This is a genomic window from Paracoccus salipaludis (assembly GCF_002287065.1).
GTDB lineage: Bacteria > Pseudomonadota > Alphaproteobacteria > Rhodobacterales > Rhodobacteraceae > Paracoccus > Paracoccus salipaludis.
In genome coordinates, this window is sequence record NZ_NSJZ01000018.1 from 1 (window position 1) to 11,394 (window position 11,394).

Annotated in this window: 10 protein-coding genes, 1 tRNA gene, 1 rRNA gene and 1 pseudogene; 4 read left to right on the plus strand and 9 right to left on the minus strand. The window is 66.8% G+C overall.

What is annotated here, in order from left to right:
* Nucleotides 1-82: ribosomal RNA gene (gene rrf / locus CK240_RS14810) — 5S ribosomal RNA — on the plus strand; the annotation flags it as partial.
* Nucleotides 83-172: 90 nt separating this feature from the next.
* Nucleotides 173-249, plus strand: a tRNA-Met gene (locus tag CK240_RS14815).
* Nucleotides 250-648: 399 nt separating this feature from the next.
* On the opposite strand, the gene CK240_RS18315 is transcribed toward CK240_RS14815, so the two are convergent.
* On the minus strand, nt 649-1,785 hold the full coding sequence (locus CK240_RS18315) for a glycosyltransferase (RefSeq protein ID WP_135058852.1): 1,137 nt from the start codon (nt 1,783-1,785) through the stop codon (nt 649-651).
* Nucleotides 1,782-2,147 carry a transposase gene (locus tag CK240_RS14820; protein ID WP_095641115.1) on the minus strand — a complete coding sequence of 122 codons (366 nt, stop codon included), beginning with the start codon at nt 2,145-2,147 and terminating at the stop codon, nt 1,782-1,784. Before CK240_RS14820 ends, CK240_RS18315 begins: the two co-directional genes overlap by 4 nt.
* Nucleotides 2,148-2,588: 441 nt before the next feature.
* Here CK240_RS14820 and CK240_RS19280 point away from each other — a divergent pair.
* Nucleotides 2,589-2,929 (plus strand): annotated as a pseudogene (locus CK240_RS19280) (recombinase family protein); the annotation flags it as partial.
* A gap of 41 nt (nt 2,930-2,970) precedes the next feature.
* Nucleotides 2,971-3,168, plus strand: a complete 198-nt coding sequence (locus CK240_RS19590) for a helix-turn-helix domain-containing protein (protein WP_420818633.1) — start codon at nt 2,971-2,973, stop codon at nt 3,166-3,168.
* 186 nt (nt 3,169-3,354) lie between these two features.
* Here CK240_RS19590 and CK240_RS14830 read toward each other — a convergent pair whose 3' ends face one another.
* The 7 genes from CK240_RS14830 to CK240_RS14860 all read right to left on the minus strand — a co-directional run bounded on the left by CK240_RS14830 (nt 3,355) and on the right by CK240_RS14860 (nt 11,391).
* Nucleotides 3,355-4,869 (minus strand): aldehyde dehydrogenase (NADP(+)), encoded by a 1,515-nt coding sequence (locus CK240_RS14830; RefSeq protein WP_095641116.1) that lies wholly within the window; start codon nt 4,867-4,869, stop codon nt 3,355-3,357.
* A 1-nt stretch (nt 4,870) separates the two neighbouring features.
* Nucleotides 4,871-5,596 (minus strand): ribonuclease activity regulator RraA, encoded by a 726-nt coding sequence (locus tag CK240_RS14835; RefSeq protein WP_095641117.1) that lies wholly within the window; start codon nt 5,594-5,596, stop codon nt 4,871-4,873.
* The gene (locus CK240_RS14840) at nt 5,593-6,507 is read right to left on the minus strand and encodes a dihydrodipicolinate synthase family protein (RefSeq protein WP_095641118.1); all 915 of its coding nucleotides are present in this window, start codon (nt 6,505-6,507) and stop codon (nt 5,593-5,595) included. Before CK240_RS14840 ends, CK240_RS14835 begins: the two co-directional genes overlap by 4 nt.
* Nucleotides 6,507-8,270: an L-arabinonate dehydratase gene (gene araD / locus CK240_RS14845; RefSeq protein WP_240517461.1), complete on the minus strand. Its 1,764-nt coding sequence runs from the start codon at nt 8,268-8,270 to the stop codon at nt 6,507-6,509. The genes CK240_RS14840 and araD overlap by 1 nt, the downstream gene beginning before the upstream one ends.
* Nucleotides 8,267-9,790, minus strand: coding sequence for a tripartite tricarboxylate transporter permease (locus CK240_RS14850; RefSeq protein WP_095641120.1), 1,524 nt, complete (start codon nt 9,788-9,790; stop codon nt 8,267-8,269). The genes araD and CK240_RS14850 overlap by 4 nt, the downstream gene beginning before the upstream one ends.
* 10 nt (nt 9,791-9,800) lie before the next feature.
* Nucleotides 9,801-10,373, minus strand: coding sequence for a tripartite tricarboxylate transporter TctB family protein (locus CK240_RS14855; RefSeq protein ID WP_095641121.1), 573 nt, complete (start codon nt 10,371-10,373; stop codon nt 9,801-9,803).
* Nucleotides 10,374-10,437: 64 nt separating this feature from the next.
* Nucleotides 10,438-11,391, minus strand: a complete 954-nt coding sequence (locus CK240_RS14860) for a tripartite tricarboxylate transporter substrate binding protein (protein WP_205957861.1) — start codon at nt 11,389-11,391, stop codon at nt 10,438-10,440.
* Nucleotides 11,392-11,394: the final 3 nt, after the last annotated feature.

The following is an 11,394-nucleotide window of genomic DNA, read 5'->3' on the forward strand; positions in this document are numbered from 1 at the left end:
CCCATCCCGAACTCGGCCGTTAAGCGCCGTCGCGCCAATGGTACTGCGTCTCAAGACGTGGGAGAGTAGGTCACCGCCAGACCTGGAAAGAAACGCAAACCTCTCCGAAACGATCACACAACCCCCGCACCCAAAAACCCGCGGGGAACCCGCTGCGCAAACGCAGCTCGGACGCGGGGTAGAGCAGCCCGGTAGCTCGTCAGGCTCATAACCTGAAGGCCGCAGGTTCAAATCCTGCCCCCGCAACCACTTCTACTAACACTATCAGCTTCCTACGCAGCGCCCCACAGGGCGCTTTCTGCGTTCCGCAAACGTGTCAACACAGTGTCAGCAAAACACAGGCGCCGGGGGGCAGGGAATGAGGCGCGCCCCAGTGCGCCACCGCGGTCGTCGCGACTATCGACATGGTGAGTCAGTCCACCGGACTCCCACAAGGGGAGGCGCGGAGCTGAAAGCGCCAGCTCCTTGTGCAGTCGGACGCTGGCCACCCAAGGCCCTCACCGGCGCGGGCGTGACACCTGTTGTACGTCGAAAGTTGGCTGGCCGAACACGAATGCCCGAGTCTGGCGGTATTCCCCTTCAGGGCTGGAGCGCCTGCCGCTGACCCGCCCCTGCAAGCTCAGCGGCCAGCCCCAAGTTGGCACGCAACTATGCTGTGAAGCTCTGCCCGACTCCGCGCGCATATAGTCGAGTACGTCGCCGCCAGACTGATTGTTCGGCGATCACCTGTATGACTGCTTCCGCAAGCTCGCCGGCGTTCGCGGCCAGCCGCCCGCATTTGCCACTGGCCAGCAACCCCTTTGCCCAACCGGCCGGTAGCGCGACCAGTGGTACGCCAGCATGCAGCGCATCGAAGATCGGCCAAGGACCGAAATCAGCATCGCTGGTCAGTACGATCACGTCGAAGCTCGACAGCCAAGCGGGCGCATGAGTGAATGGGCACTGCGCAAGGCGCAGGGTTCGGCAGACGGCCCCGCCGCGCCTGCCCGCCATTGCGGTCCCTCCGAGCTGTTCGCCGATCAGCACGACCTCGGCGACGCGCGCCCAGCGGCAGGCGGCGGACACAAGCGGATCGAGACTGCTGATCTCAGTTCCGTCGCGGCGCGTGGGCCGGCCGACCATGCGACCTTCGGGCGCGCACTGGCCACGGGTTCTGACGGAGCGGTCTCGCGCCATCCCACCGGCTGCATGGTCCAGCGACGATGCCGAACGGCGATCCCGTTTTCCTCCAGAAGCTCGATCTGGGCGGGATGGGTCAGCGAAAGCGCCGCGTCGGCGGCCACGCCGGCGCGCGCCGCCGGGACGATAAAGAGCGCCGCCGGCAAGGTCGTGGATCTGCACACCCGTGCGCTGCGGATCTGGCGTTCTTGCCACCTCGGCCGCGCGCAGGAAGATCCAAGCGGCGGCGGTGGGCAGCGGCTGCGAACTCACCAAGACCTGAAAGCCCGGCTGCCCGGCCGCCACAAGCGCGTGCTTCCAATCCTCGAACAGCCATCGTCGGTTCTCGCAGACCACGTTGATGACCGGCACGGGTGCGCAATGGCTCAGCGCCGGGACCAGTCGGGCGGCCGGAGGCGGCGGCCGGTCCCCCCTGCCAACGGCCTGGTCGATCAGCGTGGCGGCCCGACGGGGGGCGCGCGCCTGCTGAAGCCTCCACTGCTGGCGGATGAGGTTATGCGCATAGGCCCGGCGGCTGGCCACCGGCTCGGCCGCCGCTGCGCTTTCGGTCAGTTGTGACCAGTCCTCGGGGACGGCGGTCAGGAAGGGCGTGCGCGGCAGACTCATGGCTTTGCACCCCCGTCTGATGGAGCAGCTTGGGGGCCGCTGATCACGAAGGATCTCGCGCTGCCGTTCGCGGTCGGAATCCGCGGTGCTTTTTTGGCAAGATCCAGCTCCATCGTGAGCTGACCCACCTTCCGCTCGAGCGCGGCGATGCGGGCTTCGTATTCAGCAATGACGCTTGCCTCGGCCCCCTCGTCATTCAACTTGCCTCGGTTGAACTGTGTCAGCCTCAGTTGGATGAGGTTGGCGGAGAGATTGTGGCTGCGCTGCGCATCTCGCCGCATGGGGACACCGGCGCGGATGTCCTGGCAGAGCTGCAGCTTGAACGGTGTCGCATGCCGACGGTAGGGACCTCGTGATGTCATGAGCCTTCTCCGATCAAGGCCCTCCAGCGTATCAGTTTCTCAGGGTCTTGGGGTCCAGCCCAAGTGGTTCACTCCAGACCCGGGTCAGTTCCGGGTGGAAATCAACAACCAGAGTGATTAGAGAGCTTTTCAGAGGGCGGACCAGCGTTCCGGCACCGTCTCCAGACGGCCGTTGGCACGCCTGATCATGCCCCCGGGCGATCCGGGAAATTACACCAGCTTGAAGGACGTGACCTGTCCAAGAAGAATGGGTTCGGTTTCCCGGGGCGAAAAACCGGAAATTCTGTCCTCCCGCCCGATCCGACGGTTTCATGTCGTCGTGCTGGGGGAGATTTCCTGCAACTTTCGTGTTGCGGACGACTCTCGTGAGCCCAACTTCCGTAAGATTTCGGACAGTAGCGTAACCGGGTCTAGTCCCCAGCCGGACAGAAACGATTTCCCATGGCCCTCTACGGCTACGCCCGCGTGTCCAGTACCGACCAAGATCTCTCGCTGCAGGAGGCTGCGCTGCGGGTTGCCGGCTGCCAGGTGGTCCGGGCCGAAAAGAAGACCGGCACCTCATGGCACGGCCGCGCCGAGCTCGACATCCTGCTGCAGTTCCTGCGCCCGGGCGACCTCTTGTCGTCATTCGCATTGACCGGCTGGCGCGCTCCCTTAAGAACCTGCAGGACATCGTCCACGAACTGACAGCAAAGGGAGTTACGCTGAAGGCCATCGAGCAACCGGTGGACACCTCGACCGCAGCCGGCAAAGGCTTTCTTCGACATGCTGGGATCGTCGCCGAGTTCGAGACCAACCTGCGCCGCGAGCGGCAGATGGGGGGATTGCCGCAGCGAAGGCGCGCGGCGCCTGCAAGGGGCGCAAGCCGAAGATCGACCCGGACGAGGTCCGCCAGCTGCACGGGAAAGAAGGGCTCAGTCCAACTGCCATCGCCCGGCGGCTCGGGATCGCGCGGTCGTCGGTCTACAGGTTTCTGCCGGCGACAGATCAGGCAGGCTCACAACAAAGCACAAAAGCTTAGCTTGGAGAGAAGCCAGCTACCACCCGGCAATCTGTGGGTCCACCCTCTCCCCCCGTGCGCTTGAGCGCCTTCCACTGGCGCATCCTTCGCCTCGAGTTCGGGCTCTTATCTCAGCTGCCGTAATACGAGCGGGGCAGCTGAGACTCAGGATATGTCAGATCCGGTATCATGCTAAATTATCAACTCTCAGCGCAGATCCCTCGGCAGCAGTGTGTCGGGCAGGTTCTGGTAGCAGACGGGCCGCAGGAAGCGGCGGATGGAGAGCGTGCCGACGGAGGTGGCGCCGAAGTTGGTGCTGGCGGGATAGGGGCCACCATGAACCATGCTGTCGGCCACTTCGACGCCCGTGGGGAAGCCATTTGCCAGGACGCGCCCAGCCATCCGCTCGAGGACCGGCATCAGGCGACGGGCCAGATCTGTGTCGCCCTCGTCCAATTGCAGCGTCGCTGTCAGCTGGCCCACGAAGCTGCGCGCCACCTCCTCCATCTGCGCTGAGTCGCGAACGCGAATAATCAGGCCCAAGGGACCAAAGACCTCTTCGGCCAGCTCGTGGTTCTCCAGCCAGTCATCGGCCGCAACCTCGAACAGGTAAGGCGAGGCGTTGCGCGCGGCGCAGGTCGCGGTCAGGAGCGAGCGGACCCCTTTGCCGGCTTCCACACGTGCTGCGCCGCTGCGGTAGGCCTCGGCCATGCCGTCGGTCAGCATGGTCTGGGGCGCAATGGCGGACAGCGCCTCCTTGGCGGCCCCGGCGAAAGTGTCCGCCTCCGGCCCGTCGACCACCACGGTAATGCCGGGGTTGGTGCAGAACTGGCCCGCGCCCATGGTCAGGCTGGCCGCCCAGCCTTGACCGATCTCGGCTCCGCGCGCCGAAGCTGCCTCCGGCAGCACAAACATCGGGTTTACGCTGCCCAGTTCGCCAAAGAAGGGGATCGGCTCGGGGCGGGCGGCGCACAGGTTGTAGAGCGCGCGACCGCCACCCAAGGAGCCGGTAAAGCCCACCGCCTTGATGCGCGGGTCGGTGACCAGCGCCTCGCCCACGTCGCGCTTGCCGCCCTGCACCAGGCTGAAGATGCCGGGGTTCAGGCCGCACCGCGCAATGGCCGCCACAACCGCGTCGGCCACGATCTCTCCGGTGCCGGGATGGGCGCTGTGGCCCTTGACGACAACCGTGCAGCCCGCGGCCAGAGCCGCGGCCGTGTCGCCGCCTGCGACCGAGAAGGCCAGCGGGAAGTTCGAGGCGCCAAAGACCGCCACCGGGCCAATGGGGCGCTGCATCATGCGCAGGTCGGGGCGCGGCAGCGGCTGGCGGTCGGGCAGCGCTTTGTCGTGGCGGCGGTCGAGGTAGTCGCCCTTGCGGATGTGCTCGGCAAAGAGGCGCAGCTGACCGATGGTGCGGCCCCGTTCGCCCTGCAGGCGCGCCTGTGGCAGGCCGGTCTCGGCGCTGCCGATGGCGGTAATGGCCTCGCCGCGGGTTTCGATCTCCTCGGCAATGGCTTCCAGAAGCTTCGCGCGCTCCTCGCGCGTGGTGGCCGAGAACTCTTCGAAGGCGGCATGGGCGGCGGCGCAGGCCCGCGCAACCATCTCGGGAGTGCCCGCCGAGAACTCATGGGCCGTGCCCTCGACCGGCGCCGAGGAGAAGCGCCCTTCCGTCCGGATCTTTTCGCCGGCAATCAGGTGATCACCATGGGGTATATAGGTCATGTCAGCGTCCTGACCGTTCACGCCATTCGGCGTATTTCGTCAGATTGTCCTCATCCGTTGCCGGATAAAGGCCGATGATGCCAGCACCTGCCTGCACCTGTTCCAGGACAAAGTCCTCGTAGGACTCCATACCCGTACATTCATCCGCGATCTCGTCGGCCAGATGGGCGGGAATGACCATGACCCCATCGCCGTCGCCCAGCATAACGTCGCCCGGAAAGACCGGTGCGTCGCCGCAGGAGATGGGCACGTTGATCTCGATGGCCTCGTGCAGCGTCAGGTTGGTAGGCGCCGAGGGGCGCGCAAAATAGGCCGGCATGTCGAGCGCAGCGATGCCTGCGGCATCCCGCACCCCGCCGTCAGAGACAACGCCCGCGGCGCCGCGCAACGCCAGCCGCGTGATCAGGATCGAACCGGCGGTTGCGGCGCGGGCATCCTTGCGGGCGTCCATGACGAGGACATGACCCTCGGGGCAGGTTTCCACGGCGACGCGCTGCTTATGGTCGCGATTGCGGAAAACCGTCAGGGGGTTGCGGTCCTCGCGCGCCGGGATGTAGCGCAGCGTGAAGGCTTGCCCCACCATGGTGACCGGCTTGCGTTCGACCGGCACAACGCCTTGGACGAACTGGTTGCGCAACCCGCGCTTGAAGAGCGCCGTGGCCACGGAGGCGGTCGACACCTTTTTCAGCTTTTCGCGCGTAGCGTCGGACAAGACGTAGTCGGTCATACGGTTTCCTCCAGGCAAAGGTTGTTGGCGGCCATGAAGCGGTCAAGCTTGTCCTGCTGGGCCGCCGTCAGCGGCCAGGCCGAGGGCGGGCGGGTCGGGCCGCAGTCGAGCCCCTGCGCGATCAGCGCCGCCTTGACGCCGGTGACGTTGGTGCCGTTCATTTCCTCGGCCCGGATGTCCTCAAAGGCGCGCATCCCGGCGATCAGCGCGTTGGCGCCGTGGTAGTCGCCCGCCTCCAGCGCCGCGTGGATGGCGACCGAGCGCTCAGGCCAGACGTTGATGAGCCCCGAGGTGAAGCCCCGCGCACCTACGGCATAGAAGGTAGGCGCCCAGACCTCGGCCAGTCCGCCGACCCAGACGATGCCGGGATCGCAGGCGGCCTTCGCCTCGGCCAGCTTCTGCGGGTTGGGCGTGGCCCATTTCACGCCCCGGACCCCCGGCACCGCGCAAAGGTCCGCAATGGCGCGGATGCCGATGGCGTCGTTGCGCAGGTAGAGCATCATCGGCAAGCCGTCCGAGGCGTCAGCGACGGCATGAAGGTAATCGACCACGCCCCGCGGGGCGACGAAGGGGTCGGGCGGCTGGTGAACCATCAGCGCCGCCGCCCCGGCATCGGCCGAGGCGCGCGCCAATCTTTGTGCGTCGCGTATGCCGCGGCCGACGCCGGCCAGCAGCGGCGCGCGGCCGGCGATGATCCCGGCAACCTCGGTCGCCATGGCGCAGGCCTCGTCGGTGGTCAGGGCATAGAACTCGCCCGTGTTGCCGTTCACCACCGGCATGTGCATCCCGGCGCCAAGCGCGCGGTCGATGATGGGGACAAGCCGCTGCGGCGCGATCTCGCCCGCCGCGTCATAGGGCGTCACCAGGATGCCCGAGATGCCCGTCAGAGCCTGGTCCAGCGTCAGGGCCATCAGAAGATCTCCGGCTCGCCGGCGGCGGAACCGAAGCCGCGTTCAAGGAAGTCGAAGTCGCAACCCTTGTCGGCCTGGGTGACGTGGCGCGAGAACATCCAGCCCCAGCCCCGGTCATAGCGCGGTGGCGGCGCCACCCATGCGGCGCGGCGGGCGGCGATCTCGTCCTCAGACACCAGCATGTCAAGGCGGCGCGCCGGCAGGTCCAGCCGCACGATGTCGCCCGTCCGCAGCAGCGCCAGCGGCCCGCCGACGTGGCTTTCAGGCGCCACATGCAGCACGCAGGCCCCGTAGGAGGTGCCCGACATCCGCGCATCCGAGATCCGCAGCATGTCGCGGTGACCCTGCCTGATCAGCGCCTTGGGAATGGGCAGCATCCCCCATTCGGGAAAGCCCGGACCGCCAAGGGGGCCTGCGTTGCGCAGCACCATCACCGTGTCGGGCGTGACCTCCAGGTTCTCGTCGTCAACCGCCGCCTTCATCTCGGGATAGCTGTCGAAGACCAGCGCCGGACCCTCGTGGACGTGGTATTTCGGGTCGCAGGCGGCGGGCTTGATGACCGCGCCGTCGGGGCAGAGGTTGCCGCGCAGCACCGCCAGCGAGCCCTCGTGATAGACCGGGTTCGACAGGGGCCGGATCACGTCGTCGTTGAAGACCTGCGCCCCTTCGAGGTTCTCGCCCATGGTCCGGCCGGTGACGGTCAGCGCCGACAGGTCCAGCCGGTCCCCGATCTGCTTCATCAGCGCCCGCAGGCCGCCCGCGTAGAAGAAGTCCTCCATCAGGTAGTCCTTGCCCGAGGGACGGACATTGGCGATCAGCGGGGTAGTGCGGCCAAGCGCGTCGAGGTCGTCCAGCGTCAGGTCCACGCCCGCCCGCCGCGCCATGGCGATCAGGTGGACGACGGCGTTGGTCGAGCAGCCCGTGGCCATGGCGACGATGGCGGCATTGCGGACGGACGCCGGGGTGACGATCCGGTCGGGGGTCAGGTCCTCCCACACCATGTCGACGATGCGGCGGCCGCAATCAGCGGCCATGCGCTGGTGCCCGCTGTCCACCGCCGGGACCGACGAGGCGCCGGGCAGGGTCAGCCCCATTGCGTCGGTGATCGCCGTCATGGTGCTGGCGGTGCCCATTGTCATGCAGACGCCGGGCGAGCGCGCGATGCCGCCCTGAAGGCCCTGCCACTCTTCGTCGGTGATGTTGCCCGCGCGGCGCTCGTCCCAGTATTTCCAGGCGTCCGAGCCCGAGCCGAGCTTCTGCCCGGCATAGTTGCCGCGCAGCATCGGGCCGGCGGGCAGGTAGATCATCGGCACGCCCGCCGTCAGCGCCCCCATGACGAGGCCGGGGGTGGTCTTGTCGCAGCCGCCCATCAGCACGACCCCGTCCAGCGGGTGGCTGCGGATCTGCTCCTCGGTTTCGATCGCCAGCAGGTTGCGATACAGCATCGAGGTCGGCTTGGTGAAGCTTTCGTCCACCGACAGCGAGGGCAGTTCGACCGGAAAGCCCCCGGCCGCGAGAACCCCACGCTTCACGTCGCCCGCCCGTTCGCGGAAATGCGCGTGGCACGAGTTCAGCTCGGACCAGGTGTTCAGGATGCCGATGATCGGCCGGCCCATGAAGTCGGCCTCGGAATAGCCCAGCTGCATCATCCGCGAGCGGTGCCCGAAGCTGCGCAGGTCGTCGGGCGCGAACCAGCGGGCGCTGCGCAGCTCGGCGGGGGTCTTTCGGGCCGGCACGGCGGCTTCCTTCATGGGCGCGTTCATTCTTCGGCTCCGGCTTTCAACAGGTTGGCGCCCTGACGCGGGCGGAATTCAGTCCACAGCTGCCAGGCGATCGACAGCGCCGCGAGCGCAAGGAAGGCGCCCGAGATCGGGTTGGTCAGGAACCCGGTGTAGTCGCCCCGCGACAGCTGCAGCCCGCGGCGGAAGCTGGTCTCGGCCATCGGCCCCAGGATGAAGCCGATGATGAAGGGCGCGGTGGGAATGCCCGCCTTGACAAAGGCAAAGCCCAGCACCCCGAAGGCGAGGATCGTCCAGATGTCGAACACCCGGCTGGCCAGCCCGAAGGCCCCCACGGCGCAGAGCACCAAGATCACCGGCAGCAGGATGTGCTTGGGGATCGCCAGCAGGCGGATGAAGATCCGCAGGCCCCAGAATTCCAGCGCGAGCATGACGAAGGTGGACACGATCAGCGCGGCGAAGATGGTATACACCAGCGGACCCTGCGACATGAACAACATGGGTCCCGGCTGGATGCCGTGGATCATCAGCCCGCCCAAGAGGATGGCGGTGACCGCGTCGCCGGGGATGCCCAGCGTCAGCAGCGGCACCATGGCCCCGCCGATGCCGGCGTTGTTGGCGGTCTCGCTCGCGACAACGCCCTCGATGGTGCCCTTGCCGAACCGCTCGGGCGTCTTGGACCGCTTCTTGGCGGCGATATAGGCGATGATGTTCGAGGTTCCGGCCCCGATTCCCGGCAGGATGCCGATCCCGAGACCGATCATGGCCGAGCGAAAGGCGTTCGGCAGCTGGCCGATGAATTCCGCCATGCTGAAGCCGAAGCCCTTGACCGCGACGGGCTTGGCGCGGCTGTCCTCGGGGTTGGAGGTCTTGGCGCTTTCGGCGACCTTGATGATCTCGGCCACGGCGAACATGCCGACCAGCACGGTTAGGATGGAGAAGCCGGCATTCAACTCGACCCGGCCGAAGGTGAAGCGGGTGGTCGCGTCGACCGGCGCGATCCCCACGGTCGAGACGGCGAAGCCCAGCACCCCCGCGAACACGCCCTTGGCCATCGAGCCCGAGGACAGCGTAGCGATCAGCGTCAGCGAGAAGACGGCGATGGCAAAGTATTCGTGCGGGCCGAAGGACAGCGCGACCTGCGCCAGCCACGGCGCGATGAACATCAGCGCCGCGATCGAGATCATGGTGCCGATGAACGAGAAGACGATGCCGGCGCCCAGAGCCTTGCCGCCCTCACCCTTTTCCATCATCGGGCCGCCGTCGAAGGTGGTGGCGATCGAGGCTGGCGTGCCGGGGATCTTGAGCAGGATCGCCGAGATCAGACCCCCCGAGGTTGCGCCGACGAACAATGCGATCAGCAGCGCCATGCCGGTCCCGGGCTCGAGCCCGTAGGTCATCGGCAGACACAGCGCAATGGCCATGACCGCGGTCAGCCCCGGCACCGCGCCGAAGACGATGCCCACGGCCACGCCGATAAAGATCAGCATCAGGACGAAGGGCGACAGAACATTCGCGAAGCCGGTGAGAAGAAGATCGAACATCGCGGCCTCCTTACGGCAGCAACGGGGTCAGCGGACCCGCAGGCAAAAGCAGGCCGAAACCATAGCGGAAGGTGACAAAGATCACGGCCGCGGCGGCCGCCGCGATCAGCGCGTAGGCCGGCAGGGCCGGGCGGATGCTGCGCGGGGTCAGGACGATGAACTGGACGAACAGGTAGACGGCGGTCGCGACCGGGAAACCCAGAGAGCCCAGCAGGGCGACATAACCCGCGATCAGCGCCAAGGTGATCCCGACGGTCGCCATGTCGGATTTCGCCGCCGCCGGAATGGCGGCCTCAGCCTGGGCCTCAGTGCGCACGGCCTCGTCCCCAAGAGGACCGTGGCCGGCGGCGACGGGCTCTGCCGGATCGCCCAAGACCACGGTGGTGTTCTGCAGGGGCGCCCACCACCTGCGCAGCACTGCGACAAGCTCGACCCCGCCCAGTACGATCATCATGCCGGCAAGTATCACCGGCACGGTCGAGGCATCGACCCCGTCCCGCTTCGGTACGCCCATCGACATACCCATGTAGACGATGCCCGTCATCAGCATGGCGCTTGCGACGATCAGCTCCTTGTGGCGCATGGGTTCCTCCTCCAGCTCGACCCACCATGAGGAACGGCGGCGCCTGCGCGGCGCCGCCGAGCGGTCAGCGGTTGCCTTGCAGCGCCTCGCGATAGGGCATGTAGGCGTCGCGGATTTCGTTCAGGCGGGTGAGTGCCTGGTCCTTGGGCAGGAAGACGACCGGCTGCTTGAACCCTTGCTCCAGATCGGCCGCGTATTCCGGCATCTGCGCGATTTCCTGCATAACCGAGCCCATCTTGGCGACGATCTCGGGATCGGTCCCTTTGGGAAAGGCGACGATGTAGGGGTTGTTCATAACCATGTCGACGCCCTGCTCGGCGAAAGTCGGGATCTCGCCCAAGAGCGGGTTGCGCTCGGCGTTGGGCTGGCCCAGCACGGTCATCTGACCCGAGGTGACGTAATCCTGAACGGCGCCATATGCGATGCCCGCGACGTCGATGCGCCCACCAAGAAGGCTGGCGATCTTTTCCGACGCCGAGCCGGTGTCCACGACATTCATCTCGACCCCGGTCGCGTCTTGGAAGATCAGGCCCTGCAGGTGCGAATAGCCGCCGAGTTCGGTGCCGAAGGTCAGGCTTCCAGCTTCTGCCGCCTTGACGTCGGCGACTGTCTTCAGGCCCGATTTCTCGCTGGTGACGAAGACGGCGCCTTGGTCCACGGCGGCGATGCAGCAGATCTCGAAATCGGCGATGCCGTAGTTCGCAAGGCCCGACACCTCGGCCACGATCAGGTGGCCGGTGTGGCCGAACAGCATGGTGTAGCCGTCGGGCGCGGCATCCTTGACCGCCGAGGTCGCGATGGTCGCCCCGCCGCCCGGCATGTTGGTGATGACCATGGTGCTGCCGGTCACCTGCTCGAAGTACTTGGCCATCGTGCGGGCGTTGAAGTCGGTGTCGCCCCCGGGGCTCGCACCGATGATGACGTTGATGGTGCGCTCGGGCCAAGCGGTCTCGGCCGAGGATACCGCGGGCAGGATACACAGGCCCGCAAGCAGCGCGGCAAGAATCGGTCTTTTCAAGGA